Genomic DNA, 21,347 nt, shown 5'->3' on the forward strand with positions numbered 1-21,347 from the left:
AAGAAAACGATGAAAAAATGGCTTGGCGCCCTGTTCGCTGCTGTTCTTGTCTTCGCTTTGGCGGCGTGCGGCGGCAACGACAACAACAACGCGGCCGAGGGGGGCAAAGGCGGCGAATTGGTGAAACTGAAAGTCGGCGCGTCGAACGTGCCGCACGCGGAAATTTTGGAAAAAGCGAAACCGATTTTGAAAGAAAAAGGCATCGACTTGGAGATCATTACGTTCCAAGATTACATCTTGCCGAACAAAGCGTTGGCTGATAAAGACATCGACGCCAACTACTTCCAGCACATTCCGTACTTGGAATCGCAAATGAAAGAACACGGCTATGATTTCGTCAACGCCGGCGGCATTCATATCGAGCCGATCGGCTTATACTCGAAAAAATACAAAAGCATTGAAGAACTGCCGGACGGCGCGACGATCATCATGAGCAACTCGGTCGCCGACCATGGCCGCATTTTGTCGATGCTGCAAGAAAAGGGGCTCATTAAGCTGAAACCGGGCATCGATAAAACGAAAGCGACGGTCAACGACATCGTCGAAAACCCGAAACATTTGAAATTTAAAGCGGACGTCGATGCTGGACTTCTGCCGCAAATTTACAAAAACGGCGAAGGCGATGCGGTTTTGATCAACGCCAACTATGCGCTTGACGCCGGTTTGGACCCGGCGAAAGACCCGATCGCCGTGGAGTCGCCGAAAAACAATCCGTATGTGAACATTATTGCGGTGCGCAAAGGCGATGAAAACCGGAAAGAAATCAAAACGCTTGTCGAAGTGCTGCAATCGAAAGAAATCCAAGATTTCATCAAAGAAAAATACCACGGCGCCGTCATTCCAGCGGCGACAAACAATCAATAACGGAAGCGAATCGCTTCCGTTATTTTTTGCACAAAAAAGAGCTGCCCGAAAGTTCAAAACCGTTTTGGATGGAGAGACGCCGCGGCCGGTCTGTTTTCCCGCGCTTCATCGGTTGTTCAAACGCGCCAGTACGGCGGCTCACTAGACTCCGGAAAAAAACGGGGTCTTTTTTTGCAAAAACTCGTACAAGCTTGCGGTTTTCGTGTAAAATAAATAAATGATGCGGTTTTTCACACGGCCATCGTGAAAAACAGAGCAGGGAAGTTGCAGGCAGTTTTCATTTGTTATAAAATTGTAATGAGAATAAAATGAGAATGAACGATCGCTAGAAGACAAGCGAGCGAATTGACTCTCAATTGAGAATTGGAGGTATGCTGCATGGCGGTATTGACGATTCGCAATCTCCACGTCGCCGTGGAGGGAAAGGAAATTTTAAAAGGAGTGGACTTGGAAGTCAAAGGTGGGGAAATCCACGCCATCATGGGTCCGAACGGAACGGGGAAGTCGACGCTGGCATCGGCCATTATGGGCCATCCAAAATATGAAGTGACAGAAGGATCGGTGACGCTCGACGGCCAGGACGTCCTCGAGATGGAAGTCGACGAACGGGCGCGCGCCGGCCTGTTTTTGGCGATGCAATATCCGAGTGAAATTAGCGGGGTGACGAACGCCGACTTTTTGCGCGCGGCGATCAACGCCCGGCTTGGCGAAGGCAACGAAATTTCGCTCATGAAATTCATCCGCAAGCTCGATGAAAAAATGGCGTTTTTGGAAATGAATCCGGATATGGCGCACCGTTACTTGAACGAAGGATTCTCGGGCGGGGAGAAAAAGCGAAATGAAATTTTGCAGCTGATGATGCTTGAGCCGAAAATCGCCATTTTGGACGAGATCGACTCCGGCCTCGATATCGACGCGCTCAAAATCGTCGCCAAAGGTGTCAACGAAATGCGCAGCAGCGAGTTCGGCTGTTTGATCATCACCCACTACCAGCGGCTGCTCAACTACATCACCCCGGATTATGTGCATGTCATGATGCAAGGGCGCATCGTCAAGTCCGGCGGTCCGGAGCTGGCGCAGCGGCTTGAGGCGGAAGGGTACGACTGGATCAAAAAAGAACTCGGCATCGAAGACGAAACGGTCGGACAAGAAGCGTAAGCGTTAGGAGGAGGACTATGGCGACAGAAACGAAAATCCCATTCGATGAAACCTACATCCGCACGTTCTCAAGCGGACGCGGCGAACCGGGCTGGCTGACCGAGCGGCGCCTTGAGGCGCTTCGGTTGGCGGAGCGGCTGCCGCTTCCGAAACCGGAGAAAACGAAAATCGACAATTGGAACTTCACTGGCTTCTCACGCCATGCCGTTGACAGTGCGCCATATGCCGGCCTCGATGACTTGCCTGAAGCGGTCAAGGCGCTCATGCAAGCCGGCGAAGGAACGAAAAATTTGTACGTGCAGCGCAACCATACGCCGGCGTATGTGTCGCTGTCCGATGAGTTGAAGGAGAAGGGCGTCATTTTCACCGACATCTTCACCGCAGCGCGCGAGCATGGCGACTTGCTGAAAAACTATTTGATGACGGCGGTCAAGCCGGATGAGCACCGCCTTGCCGCGCTCCATGCGGCGCTGCTCAACGGCGGTGTGTTTGTCTATGTCCCGAAAAATGTGGAGATTGAAACGCCGCTTCAGGCGGTCTATATTCAAGACGAAGACGACATCGCCTTGTTTAACCATGTCATCGTCGTGGCGGAAGACAACAGCCGCGTCGTGTTTGTCGAAAATTATATATCAGCAAGCCGCGAAGGAAACGCGGTCGTTAATGTGGTCGCCGAGGTGTTTGCTCAAGCGAACGCAAGCGTCTTTTTCGCCGCTGTCGACCATTTGGCCAAAGGCACCACGACGTATGTCAATCGGCGCGGCATCGCCGGGCGCGATGGACGGATCGAATGGGCGCTCGGGCTGATGAATGACGGCAATACGGTCTCCGAGAACATCACCCGCCTTGTCGGCGACGGCTCGTTCGGCGATACGAAAACGGTCGCGGTCAGCCGCGGCGAGCAAGTGCAAAACTTTACGACGAGCGTCATCCATTACGGCAAGCATACAGAAGGGACAATTTTGAAGCACGGTGTTGTCCGCGACAGCGCGACCTCGATTTTCAACGGCATCGGCAAAATTGAGCACGGCGCGTCAAAATCGAACGCCGAGCAGGAGTCGCGCGTCTTGATGTTGAGCGAAAAAGCGCGCGGCGATGCGAACCCGATTTTGTTGATTGACGAAGACGACGTCATGGCCGGCCACGCCGCTTCTGTCGGGCGCGTTGACCCGATCCAATTGTATTACTTAATGAGCCGCGGCATTCCGAGACGCGACGCGGAACGGCTCATCATCCACGGCTTTTTGGCGCCGGTCGTCGAAGCAATTCCGATTGAAGGCGTGAAAAACCAATTAATTGAAGTGATTGAAAGGAAAGTTCAATCATGAATGTAAACGACATTCGCGCGTTGTTTCCAATTTTGCATCAGGATGTCAACGGCCATCCGCTCGTTTATTTCGACAGCGCGGCGACATCGCAAAAGCCGCTGCCGGTGATTGAGGCGCTTGACCGCTATTACCGCGAGTACAACTCGAACGTCCACCGCGGCGTCCATACGCTCGGGACGAAGGCGACCGATGCGTACGAAGGCGCGCGCGAAAAAGTGCGGCGGTTTTTAAACGCCCAATCGACGCAGGAAATCATCTTTACGCGTGGCACGACGGCATCGCTTAATTTGGTCGCCTCCAGCTACGGGCGCGCCAACGTCAAAGAAGGCGATGAGATCGTCATCACGTACATGGAGCATCACAGCAACTTGATTCCGTGGCAGCAGCTGGCGAAACAAACGGGGGCGACGTTAAAATACATTCCAATGCAGGAAGACGGCACGATCGATCTGCGCGATGTCGAGGCGACCGTCACCGAAGCAGCGAAGATTGTCGCCATTGCTCATGTATCGAACGTGCTTGGGACGATCAACCCGGTGCGGGAGATCGCCCGCATCGCCCATGAGCGCGGCGCGGTCGTCGTCGTCGATGCGGCGCAAAGCGCTCCGCATATGAAGGTCGATGTCCAAGAACTTGATTGCGATTTTCTCGCCCTTTCCGGCCATAAAATGTGCGGGCCGACGGGAATCGGCGTATTATATGGCAAAAAGAAATGGCTTGAGCAGATGGAGCCGGTCGAGTTCGGCGGCGAAATGATCGATTTTGTCGAGCTGTACGACTCGACGTGGAAAGAGCTGCCGTGGAAGTTTGAAGGCGGCACGCCGATCATCGCCGGGGCGATTGGCCTTGGTGCAGCGATCGATTTCCTTGAACAAGTCGGCTTGGACGCCATCGCCGCCCATGAGCATGAGCTGGCGCAATATGCGCTTGAACGAATGGCGGACATCGAAGGCGTCACCGTCTATGGCCCGAAAGAGCGGGCGGGGCTTGTGACGTTTAACATCGACGGGGTGCATCCGCACGATGTGGCGACTGTCCTTGACGCCGAAGGAATCGCCATCCGCGCCGGCCACCATTGCGCCCAGCCGCTCATGAAATGGCTCGGCGTGACGGCGACCGCCCGGGCGAGCTTTTACCTTTACAATACGAAAGAGGAAATCGACCGGTTCATCGCCGCATTACAGAAAGCGAAGGAGTACTTCAGCCATGTCTTCTAATCATCCGTTGGACCAGCTTTACCGCCAAGTCATTATGGATCATTATAAAAACCCGAGAAACCGCGGGGTGCTTGAAGGAACGAACGTCGATGTCAACATGAACAACCCGACGTGCGGCGACCGCATCCACTTGACGATGAAAGTTGAAGACGGAAAAGTCGCCGACGTCAAATTTGAAGGGGAAGGCTGTTCGATTTCGATGTCGTCGGCGTCGATGATGACGCAGGCGATCAAAGGGAAAACGGTGGAAGAAGCGCTTCGGCTCGCCCACATTTTTTCCGACATGATCCAAGGGAAAGAGTACGACGATTCCGTCGACCTTGGCGACATTGAAGCGCTCCAAGGCGTTTCCAAGTTTCCGGCCCGCATTAAATGCGCGACGCTCGCGTGGAAAGCGCTCGAAAAAGGACTGCATCACCACTAAGTCTAAAGGAAGGTGAACCGAGATGGCGAAAAAAGCCCCGGAAATCGGTGAATACAAGTACGGCTTCGTCGATAAAGACGTCTCCGTCTTCCGCGCCCAGCGCGGCTTGACGCGTGAAGTCGTCGAAGAAATTTCGCGGATGAAAAACGAGCCGCAATGGATGCTCGAGTTCCGCTTAAAAGCGCTCGACATCTTCTACAGCAAACCGATGCCGCAATGGGGCGGCGACTTGTCAAGCCTCGATTTCGATGAAATTACGTACTACGTCAAACCGACGGAAAAATCGGGCCGCTCATGGGATGAAGTGCCGGCGGAAATTAAAGCGACGTTCGATAAATTAGGGATTCCAGAGGCGGAACAAAAATATTTGGCCGGCGTCTCGGCGCAATATGAATCCGAGGTCGTCTACCACAACATGAAAGAAGACCTCGAAAAACTCGGTGTCATCTTTAAAGACACCGACTCGGCGCTGAAGGAAAACGAAGACTTGTTCCGCGAGTATTTCGCCAAAGTCGTGCCGCCGACGGACAACAAATTTGCGGCGCTCAACTCGGCCGTCTGGTCGGGCGGTTCGTTCATCTACGTCCCGAAAGGCGTCAAAGTCGATACGCCGCTTCAGGCGTACTTCCGCATCAACTCGGAAAACATGGGGCAGTTTGAACGGACGCTCATCATCGTGGACGAAGGGGCGCACGTCCATTACGTCGAAGGCTGCACGGCGCCGATTTACACGACGAACTCGCTTCATAGCGCGGTTGTGGAAATCATCGTCAAAAAAGGCGCCTACTGCCGCTACACGACGATCCAAAACTGGGCGAACAACGTCTTCAACTTGGTGACGAAGCGCGCCGTCTGCGAAGAAAACGCGACGATGGAATGGATCGACGGCAACATCGGCTCGAAGCTGACGATGAAATACCCGGCCGTCATCTTAAAAGGCGAAGGGGCGCGCGGCTTGACGCTCTCCATCGCCATCGCCGGCAAAGGGCAGCACCAAGACGCCGGGGCGAAAATGATCCATTTGGCCCCGAATACGTCATCGACGATCGTCTCGAAGTCGATCTCCAAGCAAGGCGGAAAAGTCACGTACCGCGGCATGGTCCATTTCGGCCGCAAAGCGTCCGGCTCGCGCTCGAACATCGAATGCGATACGCTCATTCTCGACAATCAGTCGACATCCGATACCATTCCGTACAACGAAATTTTAAACGACAACATCTCGCTTGAGCACGAAGCGAAAGTGTCGAAAGTGTCGGAAGAGCAGCTGTTCTACTTGATGAGCCGCGGCATTTCCGAGCAGGAAGCGACGGAAATGATCGTCATGGGCTTTATCGAGCCATTCACAAGAGAGCTGCCGATGGAATACGCCGTCGAGATGAACCGCTTGATCAAGTTCGAGATGGAAGGAAGCATTGGATAATCTTGATCATATCAAGGGTGCAGCGTTCAAACGAAGCGCTGCACCCATCATTTTTTTCAAGTGCCGCTGATCCCACTTCAGTGTCTCATCCTCAATGTTTTGAGTCACATGGAGTTGGTTGTCAGCGGTCATTGTTATGCTGGCATGCTCTATCCGTGCTAAAAGCGTCCATAACGATGATCGTCCATTTCAGATTTGTGAAGGAATGGTTATTTATGAATATTTTGGCTCTTCACCACAACATGTACTTGACAAGCAATACGGTTTCCTGAACAAAGATGTGCAAAAATCACTGATTTGTTGATTTTCCCTCACAAGCGTAAATAGGGTATGTTCAGAAAAAATCAAGTACAACTTTTGGTGAAGAGCCAATATTTTGTTATGATCTATAATCGGATTGGTGATGTTTCATTATTTTGAAAATATAACGATGAAAAAGAGAGTGGAACTCACATTTCGCACCCTGAATAAAAATTCAAAATAAGCCTGATTTGAGTGAATAAAAATTAGTTATTTTACAATATTTGTATAAAAATTTATTTTTATGCGAATATTTTGGTTATTTTTTGTATATTATGCAAAGGTTGCGAAATATGAGGTGGAACGTGAAAGAGATGATAGGAATGTGGAAATTGATCAGAATGTTGAAGTTGCGAGATCTGGAGTTGTTTCGTTTAGATGACCAAGATGGTGAAACGGTTTGTATGTTATTGATTTTGGATTACAGGAGACCTAGTGTTTTCGATGATTTTCCCATTTTAAAGGGAATCGAGGATGAGGATTCATTTGAAGGCGCGGAGAATTATATCCACACGGTCATCATTTCAGAGAAAACATTAGAACAACATATGGTGGACCGAATCCTTGAGGTCATCGAAGGGTTAGTTGAACATAAGCCCGATTGTGATAATAATCATTCGTTTTATATTACGAAGTTCCCTGATTATTTTGGGGTTGGCACACATTTAATCGAGTACATTCAACCGATCTTAGATAAGATGAATTTTGATATTGATCTCACCTATATCACGGATAAACATTTCAATTACTTGACGCAAGAATAACGTTGCTTGCCGCGTCGCAGGCCATTTCCCCTTAGAGCAACGTGCCAATAGTCGTTTTGATTTCATGGCCGATCTGCTTATGGTATAGTTAAAATATCTGAAAGCTGAATAAACTGGTGATGGCCATGATTTATATTGGACTGACCGGCTGGGGGGATCATGACAGCTTGTACCCACCAGGTCTTGCGGCAAAAGACAAGCTGCTGGAATACGCGGCTCATTTTCCGACAGTCGAGGTCGATTCGTACTTTTACGCCATTCAGCCGCGTTCGAACGTGGAAAAGTGGATTCGCGAGACGCCGCCGTCGTTTCAATTTATCGTTAAAGCGTATCAAGGGATGACCGGGCATGAGCGCGGCCCGATTCCATATGCGAATAAGGAAGCGATGTTCGCCGCGTTTTTGGACTCGATCGCGCCGTTTCAGGAAGCGGGGAAATTAGCGATGGTGCTGTTTCAGTTTCCGCCGTGGTTTGACTGCCGGCGCGAGCATGTCACCTATTTGCGCTGGGTCAAGGCGAGGATGGGAGCGGTGCCTGTCGCTTTAGAATTTCGGCATCAGTCGTGGTTTTCGCCCCGGTTTTACGATAAAACGCTCCGTTTTATGGAAGAGGAAGGGTGGATTCACGCGATTTGCGACGAGCCGCAGGCGGGGGAAGGGTCGGTGCCGACCGTTTTGCATCCGACCGACCGGGAAAAGACGCTCATCCGCCTGCACGGACGGAATGTCCACGGCTGGAACAAGGCGACGGCCGGCGAGAACTGGAGGGCGGTCCGCTATTTATACCGGTACAATGAGCGCGAGCTGCGCGAGTGGGTGCGCCATATCGAGACATTAAAGCAAAAAACAAAACAAATTTACGTGCTGTTCAACAACAACTCCGGCGGCGACGCCGCTGACAACGCCAAACAATTGATCGATTTGCTTGGCATTGAATACACAGGCCTTGCGCCGCGGCAGCTTGGTTTGTTTTGAAGCGGGGGGAGAGACAAAATGGCGTATATGTTGCTTTTTTTGATCGGCTTTATCGCGGGGACGGTGGGCAGCTTGGCCGGCCTTGGCGGCGGGGTGATCATCGTGCCGGCGCTTCTGTTTTTCGGCGCGCTCGGCTGGCTGTCGGCGGTGACGCCGCAGGTCGCGGTCGGCACGTCGCTTGTCGTCATTATTTTCAATGGCTTATCGTCCACATTGTCGTATATGAAAGACAAAATGGTCGACTATCAAAGCGGCTTGCTCTTTTGTCTTGGCAGCGTTCCCGGGGCGGTCATCGGTGCTTGGGTGAACAATACGCTGAGCGCCGCTCATTTTTCATTGTATTTTGGGCTGTTTTTAATCGCCATGTCGCTCTTTTTGTCGCTCAGTCAAAAGAAAACGAAGCGTTCGGCTGACGAGACGGCGGCGGCGACGGAGAATGAACGGGAGTCATCCCGATCCGAGACGAAAGCGGAAACCCGCTTGAAACGGGCATCGTGGTGGGCGCGGAAAGTCATGCGCACGTACACGGAGCGGAACGGGGAGACGTTCGTGTACGGCTATTATCCGCTCGCCGCGATCGCCATCGCGTTTGTGGTCGGCTTTTTCGGCGGGTTGTTTGGCATTGGCGGCGGCTCGCTCATGGTGCCGGCGATGATCGTGCTGTTTCGCTTTCCACCCCATGTGGCGGTGGCGACGTCGATGTTGATGATTTTCCTGTCCTCCCTCATCGGTTCGCTCACCCATGTCGCCATGGGAAACGTGCAATGGCCGTTTGCCCTTGCCCTCATTCCTGGGGTGTGGATCGGGGCGAAAACCGGAGCGTGGATCAATAAGCGGATGCCAAGCCGGACGCTTGTCGTCGTGCTGCGGCTAGTGCTTGTGCTGCTCGGGGCCCGGCTTGTATGGGGAAGTTTGGCGTAATGGAAGGAGGGGCGCGCGTTTTGAAGCAAACTATTTATATTTACCATACGAACGACGTGCACAGCCATTTTGAACATTGGCCGCAAATCGCCCGCTTTTTGTCAGAACGGAGAAGGGAGCATCGCGCGCGCAACGAGGCGATGCTTTTGTTTGATGTCGGCGATTTTCTCGATCGCGTGCACCCGATTACCGAGGCGACGCGGGGGAAGGCGAATGTGGACTTGTTGAACGATCTTGGCTATGATGCGGTGACGATCGGCAACAACGAAGGGATCACCCTTGATCATGATGAACTGGATACGTTGTACGAACAGGCTCGGTTTCCGGTCGTGGTCGCCAATTTGTTTCGCCGCGATGGCGTGCGGCCGCATTGGGCGCTTCCGTATGTCGTTATCCCGGCGACGGAGACGTTTCGCATTGGGGTGGTTGGCGCCACCGCTCCGTTTTCTCACTTTTACGAGCTGCTCGGCTGGAAGATCGTTCCGCCGTTTGACATGTTGGCAGCGGCGGTGGAGGAAGTGAGGCAAAAGGCCGATTGCGTCGTTGTGCTGTCCCATCTTGGGGTGAATGAGGATGAAAAAATCGCTGCGACGATCCCAGGCGTGGACATTATTTTAGGCGCTCACACCCACCATGTGTTTCCAGAAGGAAAAACATTGAATCAAACACTGCTTTGCGCGGCGGGGAAATACGGAAAATATGTTGGGGTGGTCAAGCTGGAGATTGACCAAAACCGGCTGTCCAGGGCATCCGCGACGGTCGTGGATGTCGAACCATTGCCCCGCTCCGAGGCGGTCGAGCGCCATCTTGTTTGTCTTGAGCAGGAAAGTTTGGCGCGGCTTGAAGCGGAACAAGTCGCCGTGCTCCATGATGACTTGCCGCTTGACTGGTTCGCCCCGTCGCCGCTTGGGAATTTGCTTGCTTCCGCTTTGCGTGAGTGGTGCCAAGCGGACATTGGCATGGTTAACGCCGGCGTGCTGCTTGCGCCGCTTGCGAGAGGACCGGTGACGAAAAAAGATTTGCATCGCATTTGCCCGCATCCGCTCAACCCGTGCAAGGTGAAGCTGCGCGGCGCGGAGCTCAAAGAGATTATCCTTGAGGCCAACACGGAACGGATGAAGCATTGGCAGTTTAAAGGGTTTGGCTTCCGCGGCGAAGTGATGGGGGAAATGGTGTACGACGGCGTGGACATCGAGGCCGGGCTCGAGGAGGACGGTCAATGGCATATCCGCCGCATTATGATCAACGGCGAGCCGCTCGATCCCGAGCGCAAGTATGAGGTGGCGACGACCGATATGTTTGCGATCGGCCACTTTTATCCGCAAATTCAGCGGGCGGCGGAAAAAACGTATTACATGCCGGAGTTTTTGCGCGATCTTCTCGCTTGGAAATTGGCCCAATAGGCAGGCACTTCTTTTTCCATGCTTCATACATTGGAGTATGGAAAGGAGAGTGACTGCGGCGATGGTGGAAGTCAAGCCGATTATCATTGAGGGACATCCGTTTGTCGCGGTGTCCGTCCAGCTGCCGAAAACGAACTTGCTGGCGGTGGCGAGTGAAAAAGGGTACATCATGTGCGGGGCGCTCGATGTGGCGTTATTGAACGAAAAGCTGCGCGACCGCGGCATTGTCGCCGGACGGGCGGTCGGGGTGCGCACGGTCGAGCAGCTGCTTGAGGCGCCGCTCGAATCGGTGACAGTCGCCGCCGAGGAGCTTGGCATCAAACGGGGAATGAAAGGAAAAGACGCGCTGTTGAAAATGCGGTGAAAAAATCCCTCCTTGCAAGCATACATATAGCTTGTAAAGGAGGGATTTCATTTTGCTGCGCCCCCGATTTGTGCGGAGAGGGCCGCTTCCGTTCCGCTACGTGTTTTTATTGACATTCGTTTTTTTTATGTTTTCCACAGCGGCCGGGCTTTGGATCGTGAATAAAGGCATTGAGCCGGTGCTGATGGAAATTGCCGAAACGGAAACGAAGCGGATTGCCAACTTGGTGATCAATAACGCCATTGAGCAGCAGTTTCAAAAAGACAACCCTGAATTTCGGCAGCTGGTCACGGTTCAAAAGGACGAAAGCGGCAAAATTGTGTCGGTCGATTTTGACACCGCGGTGATCAATCGCATCTTATCGGAGACGGATGATCATGTGATGGAAAGCTTAAAGGCGGCGACAGAAGGACGGATCGAACGGATGGTGCTGCCTGAGGTCGAATCCGGCCAAGGGGACAGCCGCGGGATCATTTACTATATCCCGCTCGGCCAAGTGACGAACAACGTGCTGCTCGCCAACCTCGGCCCGCGCATTCCGGTGCAGTTTCAGATCGTTGGCAATGTCGACTCGGAAGTGACGAAAGAAATTCGAGCGTATGATATTAACAGTTTTTTTATTGAAATTGATATTCATGTATCGGTCGACATCCAAGTCGTCATTCCTTTTGCATCGAAAATTTCCAATGTGACAACAGATATTCCAGTTGTGATGCGCTTTATTCCGGGAGAAGTGCCGCAATTTTACAACAAAAACGGCGGTCAAGTCGGCCCGTCCATCCAGCTTCCGAAGCGGTAGTGGGAAAGGCTGTCAATGTGCGCCTCTAAAAGGCCGGCGACTGTCATCTTCCTAAATCGATCGTTCTCGTTCGACTGTCGAAGGCAAGCCAAGGCGTGACGGAGGATCGAACAACCGCCTGCTTCACAGACCCATATATGGGTCTTTAAGCGGCGTTGTTCGGTCGCCCGACAGTCGATCAAATACTCGGGTAAAAGCTACAAATGGCAAAGCTTCAAATTGCATCTATATAAGTTGCAATAAAGATTTTCCGATTGTTCGATTCTGTTTTCCCTTCATACAAGTCGACTTTGATAGAATGCGGCGGGCGCTCTGCCGGATGTAAAACAAAGTTTCAACTTATATATAGTTCCGTTAGGTTGACGGGTGCCCGCGTCAGCCGTTGGGAATGGTTTTTACAGAAACATGGAAATATTATGCAAAAAAAGTGTTCTTCCCGGCGAAGGGGCTTTGGCTGTTTCTCTGGCGTTTGTCAAGAGGAAACAGCTTTTTTTGTTTTTTAAATAGAAAACAACTAGACGAGTTGGTTCGAATTTTGTAATATTATATTAAATTGAAAATAATTTTATTATTTATATAGCAGTTTGAGAGGGGGGATGAACGGCCGGCATCGGAAGGCATGCATCAGTTTGCGGCGCCATCCGGCGCGGCGCACGAGCGCACAAGGCAGACGGACTCTATCGATATAGTATGCAGAAAAAGGTGTGCGCTCTGGTGACAGAACATTTTGAACAATGGGGGGAACAAGAAATGAAGAAAAAAAGAGCAGCAGGTGTCTTTTTCTCATTGATGCTGACGGCAGGTCTTTTGGCCGGCTGCGGCGGCAACCAGCAAGGAGGCAGTTCTTCAGGCGGAAACAGCGGCGGAGGCGGGGGCGGCGATGTGATTAAAATCGGCGCCAACCTTGAGCTCTCCGGCGGGGTCGCGTCATACGGCCAGTCGATTGCGGAAGGGCTCGACTTGGCGCTTGAGGAAATCAACAAAGAAGGAATCAACGGCAAAAAGCTGGAGTTGGTGAAAGTCGACAACAAATCGGAAGCGGCCGAAGCGACAAACGGCGCGATCAAGTTGATCAGCCAGGATAAAGTCGTCGCCATCATCGGCTCGGCGACGAGCACGAACACGCTCGCTCAAGTGCAAATTGCCAATGACAATAAAGTTCCGATTATTACACCGTCTGGGACGAGCGAAACGGTGACCGTCAAAGATGGCAAAGTGAACGAGTTCGTCTTCCGGACGTGCTTTATCGACCCGTTCCAGGGAACGGTGGCGGCCAAATTTGCGCTGAACGACTTGAAAGTAAAAAAGGCGGCTGTTTTGATCGACAGCGCGAGCGACTATTCGAAAGGGCTGGCGGCGTCATTTAAAGAAACATTTACAGCCGGCGGCGGCCAAATTGTTGCCGAAGAAGCGTATGTGGCGAAAGACACCGATTTCCGTGCGACGCTGACGCGCATAAAATCAAAGAATCCAGAGTTCATTTTCCTGCCGGGCTACTATGAAGAAGTCGGTTTGATCGTCAAACAAGCGCGAGAGCTTGGGTTGAACATCCCGATCATGGGCGGCGACGGCTGGGATTCGCCAAAACTGATTGAGCTTGCTGGCAAAGACGCGTTGAACAATACGTACATTACGAACCATTATTCGTCGGGCGACCCGGACCCGAAAATTCAAGAATTTGTCAAAGCGTTCCAAGCGAAATACAATAAAGCGCCGGACGCCTTTAACGCCCTTGGCTACGATACGGCATACTTCTTGGCGGATGCCATCAAACGGGCTGGCAGCGCCGATCCGGTGAAAATTAAAGACGCGCTGGCGCAAACGAAAGATTTGCAGCTTGTCACGGGAACATTTACGGTCGATCAAAACCACAATCCTGTCAAATCGGCCGTTATTTTGGAATACAAAGACGGGCAGCAGCAATTTAAAACAAAAGTGAATCCGTAATAAAAGGCTGGATGGATGCGTGGACAGGGGAGGCCCCTAAGGGGCGCCCTCCCATCCGGCATTTCTTTTGGCCAACGACGAGTTTTCGTTAAGGAGCGTGCAATCATGGAACTCATTCAACAGCTGGTCAACGGCATTTCGCTAGGCAGCATTTATGCGCTCATCGCGCTTGGCTATACGATGGTGTACGGCATTGTTCGGCTCATTAACTTCGCCCATGGCGACGTCTTTATGGTCGGTTCATTCGTCGGTTTTTATGCCGTAACGATGCTTGGTGTCGGCTTTTTCCCGGCGCTTTTGCTGGCGATGGCCTCTTGCGCCGTGCTTGGGATGATCATCGAGCGGATTGCGTACAAGCCGCTGCGCAATGCGGCGCGCATCGCAGTGCTCATTACGGCGATCGGCGTATCGCTCTTGATTGAGTACGTCACGATTTATTTGCGCGGGGCCCAGCCGGAAGCGTATCCGAGCACGCTGCTGCCGGATCGGAACTTGAAGCTGTTTGGCGTTGTCATCAGCAGCCAGTCGCTGTTCATCCTCGGCACGTCCCTCGTTTTGATGATCCTTCTTCAGTTCATTGTTCACCGGACAAAAATCGGGAAAGCGATGCGCGCCGTCTCTCATGATGCGGAAGCGGCCCGGTTGATGGGAATCAACGTCGACAACACGATTTCGGCCACGTTCGCCATCGGTTCGGCGCTTGCAGGGGCGGCAGGCGTTATTTTCGGCATTTATTATACAAAAATCGAGCCATTGATGGGCATTCTTCCCGGATTAAAAGCGTTTGTCGCCGCCGTGTTGGGCGGAATCGGCATCATTCCGGGAGCGATGGTCGGGGGGCTTTTGCTTGGCGTCATCGAATCGCTCGTCAGCGGGCTCGGCTACTCGCTTTGGCGCGACGGAGTGGCGTTTGTCATTTTAATTCTCATCCTCATTTTCCGGCCGGCCGGATTGTTTGGCAAGAACGTACGAGAAAAAGTGTAAAGGATGGTAGGGAACAATGGCAACTTGGAAGCGGACGCGTGGATTTTGGGTTTCCGTCATACTGGCCTTCTCCTTTTTCGTTGTTGTCGAGTGGCTGATTGCAAGCGGAACGTTAAACATCTTTTATGTGAATACCCTCTTTTTTATGGCGATTAATGTCATTTTGGCCGTCAGCCTTCATTTAATTATCGGGATCACCGGACAATTTTCCATTGGCCATGCCGGTTTTTTCGCCGTTGGCGCCTATGCCTCCGCGATTATGACGATGAAGCTGCAGCTGCCGTTTGCGGCCGGCGTTTTGGCTGCCGGGGTGGCGGCGGCGCTCGCCGGCCTCATCATCGGCGTGCCGAGCTTGCGTTTAAAAGGCGATTATTTGGCGATCGCCACGCTCGGCTTTGGCGAAATTGTCCGCATCGCGCTCTTGAACATCGATTACGTCGGCGGGGCGAGCGGCATGACGGTGACGCATATGACGACATGGCCGTGGGTGTTCGCCTGCCTGTTTGCCACCATTTTGGTGATCGCCAACTTCACGAACTCGACGCACGGACGGGCGTGCATCTCGATCCGCGAAGATGAAATCGCCGCCGATGCCATGGGGATCAACACGACGTATTACAAAGTGGCGGCATTTGTGATCGGTTCGTTTTTCGCCGGCATCGCCGGAGCGCTGTATGCGCACCACTTTTACATTATTCAGCCATCGAACTTTGGCTTCCTGAAATCGTTCGACATTTTGATTTTCGTCGTCCTCGGTGGGCTCGGCAGCCTATCCGGCGCGGTGGTGGCCGCGGTGTTGCTGACGATCGTTTCGACATTCTTGCAAAACTATCCGGAAACGCGGATGATCATTTACAGCATCGTCTTGATTTTGGTGATGCTGTACCGTCCAACCGGGTTGATGGGGACGAAAGAACTATCTTCGCTCTTCAAATGGCGGAAGGCAGCGCAGGGAGGAATGAATCATGGCGGCAAAAACACCGTTGCTTAAAGCAGAAAACGTCGGCATCCAGTTTGGCGGGCTCAAGGCGCTCTCCGGTGTGACGATGGAGCTATATCAAGGGGAGCTTGTCGGGCTCATCGGCCCGAACGGCGCGGGGAAAACGACGCTGTTTAACTTGTTGACGGGCGTGTATGTGCCGACTGACGGGCGGATTATGCTTGACGGCGAGACGTTGAACGGACTGCCGCCGTATAAAATTACGCGCAAAGGGATCAGCCGGACGTTTCAAAACATTCGCCTGTTCGGCGAGCTGTCGGTGCTCGACAATGTGAAAGTCGCCTACCATGCGCACGCCCGCCATTCGATCGCGAGCTCCATTCTCCGCCTCCCGTCCCATTTCCGCGGGGAAAAGGAAATGGAAGAAAAGGCGATCGAGTTTTTAAAAATTTTCCAGCTTGACGGCGTCATGCACGAGAAAGCGAAAAACTTGCCGTACGGCCAGCAGCGCCGGCTTGAGATCGCCCGGGCGCTGGCGGCGCAGCCAAAAGTGCTTTTGCTTGACGAGCCGGCCGCCGGCATGAACCCGCAAGAAACGAAAGAATTGATGAACTTGATCGCGTTTATCCGCGAACGGTTTGCGTTGACGATTTTGTTGATCGAACACGATATGTCGCTTGTGATGGGCATTTGTGAGCGCATTTACGTGTTGGACCACGGCCAATTGATCGCCCACGGCACGCCGGAACAAGTGCGCAGCAACCCGAAAGTGATCGAGGCTTACCTTGGCGAGGAGGTGTCGTGACGTGTTGAAAGTGGAGGCAATCGATGTGTTTTACGGCAACATTCATGCCTTAAAAGGCGTATCGCTTGAGGTGAACAAAGGCGAGATCGTCACGCTGATCGGCGCAAACGGCGCCGGCAAAACGACGCTGCTAAAAACGATCTCCGGCTTGTTGAAGCCGAAAAGCGGCGACATCGTCTACGAAGGGGCTTCGATCGCCGGCAAGGCGGCGCAAACGATCGTCAAGCAAGGCATTTCCCACGTGCCGGAAGGGCGGCGCGTGTTCGCCAATATGACGGTCGAGGAAAACTTGGAGCTTGGCGCGTTTTTGCGCAAAGACAAAGACGGCATTCAACAAGACTTTGCCAAAGTCTTTCAGCTGTTCCCGCGCCTCGAGGAGCGGCGCAAGCAGCTGGCCGGCACGCTTTCGGGCGGCGAGCAGCAGATGCTCGCCATCGGCCGTGCGCTCATGGCGCGCCCGAAGCTGCTCTTGCTTGATGAACCGTCGATGGGGCTCGCGCCGCTGCTGGTGAAGACGATTTTCCGCATCATTCAGGAAATCAACGAATCGGGAACGACGATTTTGCTTGTCGAACAAAACGCCCACATGGCGCTCTCCATCGCCGACCGCGCCTACGTCATCGAATCCGGGCGCGTCGTCCTGTCGGGGGCGGCGAGCGAGCTGCAGGCGAGCGAGCAAGTGAAACAGGCGTATTTGGGCGGGCATTAACGAAAGCAGAAAGACGAAAAGAGGCCGACATCGGCCTCTTTTTTGTCCAGCCGCCGCTGCTAGCGGCGCCGCTGTTGCTGCCGCTCGGCCCGCTCCCACGCTTTCAAGTGCGGATACGGGTCAAACGCCCACTCCGTATAGCCGTTGTCTTTGTACATGCCGTAATGGAGGTGGGGCGGGAACTTTCCAGCGGTGCCCGGCGGCCCGTAGCCGGAGCTGCCGACCGAGCCGATGATCGTGCCCGGCTCGACGATTTGCCCTTCGCGAAGCCCGGCGGCAAAGCCGTTCAAATGGGCAAAATAATGGTACGTGTTGTTGATGTCGCGGATGCCGACGCGCCAGCCGCCGTATTTATTCCATCCTTTCAGTTCGACAATGCCATAGCACGTCGAGCGGACCGGCACGCCGTAGCCGGCGAAAATGTCGGTTCCTTCATGAATGCGGCGCCCGCCCCAGCCGCGCGCATCGCCCCACGTGTCGCGGTAGCTGTAATTCGCCCGCAACGGGAGCGGAAAGACATGGTCATCCAGTTTCAATGTCTTGTATTTTTTGTAAATCTTCACTTTTCCTAAAATCAAATCCACCGTTTTGGAGCGCTGGTAATAGTTCCAAAGCGCGATTTTAATATGGCGATGATCGATGCCGTATGTCTGCAAATAGCGCGCCATGGCCATGATGACGTCGTCGTCGTCATCCGCCCGCGCCTTGCCGTCCCCGTCTCCGTCCACACCGAGCCCGCCAAACTGGGAAATCGTAAACGGGTTCGTATCGTGCGGATTTTTGTTCAGCGGTCCGGCCCATACGTCCGGTTTCATATAAATGCCGAGGACGCCGGTTGGTTTTGGCAAGTCGCGGCGCGCTTGCCGGATGTTCCGTTCATACTGGTCGATGGCGGCAAAGTAATACCATGGAATGAGCGAAACCGTCTCCGCTTTTTTATACAGCTCCATGCGCTGTTCGTATACTGCGTCGTCGTTTTCCGCCGCGGAAGCCGCGCTGGCCGCTATGAACAACACCGTCGCCACCCATAGGGCGACAAACCATCGGTGCACGTGGAATCCCCCCTTTTCGCCCATTTCATATGTTTAGTTTGGGGAGAAACAGGCGATTCATAAATGTTAAAAAGAGGAAAGTGGCTTATTTTTTTGTGTTTTTTCGCGTTTTTCATTTATAATGAAAATGGAACAATCCTCGACAAGTGGAGTGAGAACGATGGCAACAAACGAAGAACATGTCCGCAAGCCGGACTGGCTGAAGATTAAACTGAACACGAATGAACATTATATCGGATTGAAGAAGCTGATGCGGGAAAACCGTTTACATACTGTGTGCGAAGAGGCGAAGTGCCCGAACATTCATGAGTGCTGGGCGGTAAGGCGGACGGCGACGTTTATGATTTTGGGCAGCGTCTGCACGCGCGCCTGCCGCTTTTGCGCCGTCAAAACCGGGCTCCCGACCGAGCTTGACTGGCAAGAGCCGGAACGCGTCGCCGAGTCGGTGCGCATCATGAATTTAAAACACGTCGTCGTTACGGCCGTCGCCCGCGATGACCTCAAAGACGGCGGGGCGGCGGTGTTTGCGGAAACGGTGCGTGCCATCCGCCGGAAAAATCCGTTTACGACGATTGAAGTGCTGCCATCGGATATGGGCGGCGTGTATGAAAACTTAAAAACGCTGATGGACGCCCGTCCCGATATTTTAAACCATAACATCGAAACGGTGCGCCGTCTGACGCCGAGAGTGCGCGCCCGGGCGACGTATGAACGCTCGCTTGAGTTTTTGCGGCGCGCGAAAGAACTGCAGCCGGACATTCCGACGAAATCGAGCATCATGGTCGGCCTTGGGGAAACGAAAGAGGAAATTATCGAAGCGATGGACGATTTGCGCGCCAACCATGTCGACATTTTGACGATCGGCCAATATTTGCAGCCGACGAAAAAACATTTGAAAGTCGTCAAATATTACCATCCGGACGAATTCCAAGAGCTGAAAGAAATCGCGCTGAGCAAAGGGTTCAGCCATTGCGAGGCCGGTCCGCTCGTCCGTTCGTCGTACCATGCCGACGAGCAGGTGAACGAAGCGGCGAAAGCGCGGCAGCTGAAGGCGTGAAGATGGCAAGCGCCCGGGCTTGCGGAGTCAAAGCCGGCGTCCGCCCCCCTCGTTGCCGCCAAACAGCCTGCGAGGGAAGATGCGGGCATCGCGCCCAGGCGGCAAACACTTTGACTGGCGGCTTTTGTTGCCGGAAAAAAGAAACGGTCGTGCCTCTTTAAGAAACAGGCAGACCGTTTTCTTTCGCTACCGTCCGGCCGGCGTCGGCCGCGGCGTGCCGTCGCGGAAGTCGCGGTCGAGGTGGTCGTTTGTCTCGTTGATCATTTCGCCGTTTTCATTTTCCCCGTCGCTCAGCTTTTTCCCTTGCGGATATTTCAACATCCGCTGAATCGTGGCATCGAGAAGTTGGTCGATATTGCGCGCGTTCGAATCAAGGCGCCCGAAGCGCTCAATGTCTTTCATCAGCTGTGGATTGTCGGCGATATACACATGGTAGTAGCGGGGAACGACGGACAGCGCTGTCTTTTTCACTTGGTCGGCGGTTTGCTGCCGATTTTTTGTGTCGGCGTCATAGACGACAAGCACCTCTTCATCGGTGACGAGCGTGGCGACGTCGTTGACGCCCGGCAGCTGCGTGCACAGTTTGCTGATTAAATCGGCGGCTTGCTCGCGGTTGAACGACGGCATGTCGTTATAGCGGTTTGCATCGCCGAGGATCGGGCTTTTTTGATGGCGGACGTAGCCGAAGTTGTTCATCGGCGTGTCATCGCCGTTTGGCACCCCGTTTTCGTTGTATAGCTCATTGCGGTCGGTCACATTGATCGTATTGCCGCTCCGTTTGTAGACGTCGGTGTTTTCGTCCTGCGCCGTCTGCGCGCAGCCGGCCAGGGCGATCGCCGTTCCGAACGCGGCGGCGATCCAACATCGGTTCATCGTCAGCACCCCCCTCGCTTTTAGGGTGGCACGCGGTTCGCTGTTTGATAACAGTAATTGATTGGGTGCGGTTCATCGTTTATGATGAAAGTGGAAAGGCGAGGTGAGAGCGGTGATTTGCATTAACAACCATTGTTATGAACTGGTTGAAAACGTCAAAAACGCGTTTAACGAAGAGGCGTTTCGCGCCCGATACGCCGATATTTTAGGGAAGTACGACTACATTGTCGGCGATTGGGGATACAATCAGCTTCGCCTGCGCGGGTTTTTCGATGACCATAACCAAAAGGCGACGTATGATACGAAAATCAGCACGCTGTCCGAGTATTTGTATGAATATTGCAATTTTGGGTGCGCCTATTTTGTGTTGCGCAAGGTGAAGCGGTAAAGGCGGCAGCCGCCCGCTGCCGGGCGGCCGCACGTCATTCGCCTTCGTTGTATGGAAACTGCTCGCTTTGGCGCGGGTCGTCGTGCGGCGGATGGGAGGCCGGATCGCGCCTTGGAATGTTTTGGTGAAACGATTTGAACTCATAGTTGAAGGCGCTGTAATGGCGCTGCCCTTCCTTCCACGGCGTGCTTTTGTTCTCGACCAGGGCGTCATCGCGGCGCGGCGAGCCGTACGGACCTTCCGGGAATTCTTCGGCGGTTAAAAAGTTGCGCTGTTTTTCGACGACGGAAAAGTCGGCATATTGTTCCCGTTCCGCCATTCGTCTCACCTTCCTTGCTGCCGGGGTGTTTCATAAGATGCCCAAAACCGAGGAAGGTTATGAAAGGCATTCGTCCAAAAAGGCGCGCAGCTCGTCGGCGTCTTGTTCGCTGAGTGCATAGGCGCGTTCGATATAGCCCGGCTCCTCCAAATCGTCGCGGCCAAGAATGGCAAACCGGTTGCTTTGCAAATCCAGCACCAAATATTTCCCATAAAAGCGGTCAGTTTCAATTAACGCCAAATCGAACCGCTGCCGCTCGCCGACAAAGCTGACGAAGCGGACGGCCGCTTCGACGGTGTCGTCGTATAAATAAAACCGTTCACCCATCATTTGAGCC

The 21,347-nt window shown here is 53.3% G+C and carries 23 protein-coding genes; 19 read left to right on the forward strand and 4 right to left on the reverse strand.

Features of this window, described 5'->3' with window-relative positions; genetic code table 11:
- Positions 1 to 9 precede the first annotated feature (9 nt).
- The 17 genes from ETC02_RS04025 (at position 10) to ETC02_RS04105 (ending at position 17,321) form a co-directional block, all read left to right on the forward strand.
- Positions 10 to 864 (forward strand): MetQ/NlpA family ABC transporter substrate-binding protein, encoded by an 855-nt coding sequence (locus ETC02_RS04025; RefSeq protein ID WP_171698077.1) that lies wholly within the window; start codon positions 10 to 12, stop codon positions 862 to 864.
- A 378-nt stretch (positions 865 to 1,242) separates the two neighbouring features.
- Positions 1,243 to 2,022: a Fe-S cluster assembly ATPase SufC gene (sufC, locus tag ETC02_RS04030; protein WP_011232465.1), complete on the forward strand. Its 780-nt coding sequence runs from the start codon at positions 1,243 to 1,245 to the stop codon at positions 2,020 to 2,022.
- 17 nt (positions 2,023 to 2,039) lie between these two features.
- Positions 2,040 to 3,350, forward strand: a complete 1,311-nt coding sequence (gene sufD / locus ETC02_RS04035; RefSeq protein WP_063193246.1) for a Fe-S cluster assembly protein SufD — start codon at positions 2,040 to 2,042, stop codon at positions 3,348 to 3,350.
- Positions 3,347 to 4,567 (forward strand): cysteine desulfurase, encoded by a 1,221-nt coding sequence (locus tag ETC02_RS04040; RefSeq protein ID WP_171698078.1) that lies wholly within the window; start codon positions 3,347 to 3,349, stop codon positions 4,565 to 4,567. Before sufD ends, ETC02_RS04040 begins: the two co-directional genes overlap by 4 nt.
- Positions 4,557 to 4,991: a Fe-S cluster assembly sulfur transfer protein SufU gene (sufU, locus tag ETC02_RS04045; protein ID WP_015375744.1), complete on the forward strand. Its 435-nt coding sequence runs from the start codon at positions 4,557 to 4,559 to the stop codon at positions 4,989 to 4,991. Before ETC02_RS04040 ends, sufU begins: the two co-directional genes overlap by 11 nt.
- Before the next feature lie 22 nt (positions 4,992 to 5,013).
- On the forward strand, positions 5,014 to 6,411 hold the full coding sequence (gene sufB, locus ETC02_RS04050) for a Fe-S cluster assembly protein SufB (protein ID WP_015375743.1): 1,398 nt from the start codon (positions 5,014 to 5,016) through the stop codon (positions 6,409 to 6,411).
- Between the two features lie 623 nt (positions 6,412 to 7,034).
- Complete coding sequence (locus ETC02_RS04055; protein ID WP_227412625.1) at positions 7,035 to 7,475, forward strand: hypothetical protein; 441 nt, start codon at positions 7,035 to 7,037, stop codon at positions 7,473 to 7,475.
- A 125-nt stretch (positions 7,476 to 7,600) separates the two neighbouring features.
- Positions 7,601 to 8,449, forward strand: coding sequence for a DUF72 domain-containing protein (locus tag ETC02_RS04060; protein WP_171698085.1), 849 nt, complete (start codon positions 7,601 to 7,603; stop codon positions 8,447 to 8,449).
- Between the two features lie 18 nt (positions 8,450 to 8,467).
- The gene (locus ETC02_RS04065) at positions 8,468 to 9,370 is read left to right on the forward strand and encodes a sulfite exporter TauE/SafE family protein (RefSeq protein WP_050367766.1); all 903 of its coding nucleotides are present in this window, start codon (positions 8,468 to 8,470) and stop codon (positions 9,368 to 9,370) included.
- Between the two features lie 20 nt (positions 9,371 to 9,390).
- On the forward strand, positions 9,391 to 10,773 hold the full coding sequence (locus ETC02_RS04070; protein WP_171698079.1) for a bifunctional metallophosphatase/5'-nucleotidase: 1,383 nt from the start codon (positions 9,391 to 9,393) through the stop codon (positions 10,771 to 10,773).
- Positions 10,774 to 10,834: 61 nt separating this feature from the next.
- The gene (locus ETC02_RS04075; RefSeq protein WP_033010377.1) at positions 10,835 to 11,137 is read left to right on the forward strand and encodes a YunC family protein; all 303 of its coding nucleotides are present in this window, start codon (positions 10,835 to 10,837) and stop codon (positions 11,135 to 11,137) included.
- A 52-nt stretch (positions 11,138 to 11,189) separates the two neighbouring features.
- A complete protein-coding gene (yunB, locus tag ETC02_RS04080) occupies positions 11,190 to 11,936 on the forward strand; it encodes a sporulation protein YunB (protein ID WP_063210254.1) in 747 nt (248 codons plus the stop codon).
- Positions 11,937 to 12,686: 750 nt separating this feature from the next.
- Positions 12,687 to 13,883 (forward strand): ABC transporter substrate-binding protein, encoded by a 1,197-nt coding sequence (locus tag ETC02_RS04085; protein ID WP_063210260.1) that lies wholly within the window; start codon positions 12,687 to 12,689, stop codon positions 13,881 to 13,883.
- A gap of 105 nt (positions 13,884 to 13,988) precedes the next feature.
- Positions 13,989 to 14,867, forward strand: coding sequence for a branched-chain amino acid ABC transporter permease (locus ETC02_RS04090; RefSeq protein ID WP_011232449.1), 879 nt, complete (start codon positions 13,989 to 13,991; stop codon positions 14,865 to 14,867).
- Positions 14,868 to 14,883: 16 nt separating this feature from the next.
- Complete coding sequence (locus ETC02_RS04095) at positions 14,884 to 15,858, forward strand: branched-chain amino acid ABC transporter permease (RefSeq protein ID WP_020753764.1); 975 nt, start codon at positions 14,884 to 14,886, stop codon at positions 15,856 to 15,858.
- On the forward strand, positions 15,833 to 16,612 hold the full coding sequence (locus tag ETC02_RS04100) for an ABC transporter ATP-binding protein (protein ID WP_044742717.1): 780 nt from the start codon (positions 15,833 to 15,835) through the stop codon (positions 16,610 to 16,612). The genes ETC02_RS04095 and ETC02_RS04100 overlap by 26 nt, the downstream gene beginning before the upstream one ends.
- Before the next feature lies 1 nt (position 16,613).
- A complete protein-coding gene (locus tag ETC02_RS04105) occupies positions 16,614 to 17,321 on the forward strand; it encodes an ABC transporter ATP-binding protein (RefSeq protein WP_033016329.1) in 708 nt (235 codons plus the stop codon).
- A 59-nt stretch (positions 17,322 to 17,380) separates the two neighbouring features.
- On the opposite strand, the gene ETC02_RS04110 is transcribed toward ETC02_RS04105, so the two are convergent.
- Positions 17,381 to 18,337, reverse strand: coding sequence for a M23 family metallopeptidase (locus ETC02_RS04110; RefSeq protein WP_235468564.1), 957 nt, complete (start codon positions 18,335 to 18,337; stop codon positions 17,381 to 17,383).
- A gap of 196 nt (positions 18,338 to 18,533) precedes the next feature.
- On the opposite strand from ETC02_RS04110, the gene lipA reads away from it, so the two are divergent.
- Complete coding sequence (gene lipA / locus ETC02_RS04115) at positions 18,534 to 19,430, forward strand: lipoyl synthase (protein ID WP_033010386.1); 897 nt, start codon at positions 18,534 to 18,536, stop codon at positions 19,428 to 19,430.
- A gap of 186 nt (positions 19,431 to 19,616) precedes the next feature.
- Here lipA and ETC02_RS04120 read toward each other — a convergent pair whose 3' ends face one another.
- Positions 19,617 to 20,303, reverse strand: coding sequence for a YhcN/YlaJ family sporulation lipoprotein (locus ETC02_RS04120; protein WP_050367760.1), 687 nt, complete (start codon positions 20,301 to 20,303; stop codon positions 19,617 to 19,619).
- Between the two features lie 112 nt (positions 20,304 to 20,415).
- On the opposite strand from ETC02_RS04120, the gene ETC02_RS04125 reads away from it, so the two are divergent.
- Positions 20,416 to 20,691, forward strand: coding sequence for a YutD family protein (locus ETC02_RS04125; protein WP_033010389.1), 276 nt, complete (start codon positions 20,416 to 20,418; stop codon positions 20,689 to 20,691).
- 34 nt (positions 20,692 to 20,725) lie between these two features.
- On the opposite strand, the gene ETC02_RS04130 is transcribed toward ETC02_RS04125, so the two are convergent.
- Both ETC02_RS04130 and ETC02_RS04135 read right to left on the reverse strand, forming a co-directional pair.
- Positions 20,726 to 21,010 (reverse strand): hypothetical protein, encoded by a 285-nt coding sequence (locus tag ETC02_RS04130; RefSeq protein WP_033010390.1) that lies wholly within the window; start codon positions 21,008 to 21,010, stop codon positions 20,726 to 20,728.
- 57 nt (positions 21,011 to 21,067) lie between these two features.
- On the reverse strand, positions 21,068 to 21,340 hold the full coding sequence (locus ETC02_RS04135) for a DUF3055 domain-containing protein (RefSeq protein WP_171698080.1): 273 nt from the start codon (positions 21,338 to 21,340) through the stop codon (positions 21,068 to 21,070).
- Between the last annotated feature and the right edge of the window lie 7 nt (positions 21,341 to 21,347).

It is taken from the genome of Geobacillus sp. DSP4a (assembly GCF_013096875.1).
GTDB lineage: Bacteria > Bacillota > Bacilli > Bacillales > Anoxybacillaceae > Geobacillus > Geobacillus thermophilus.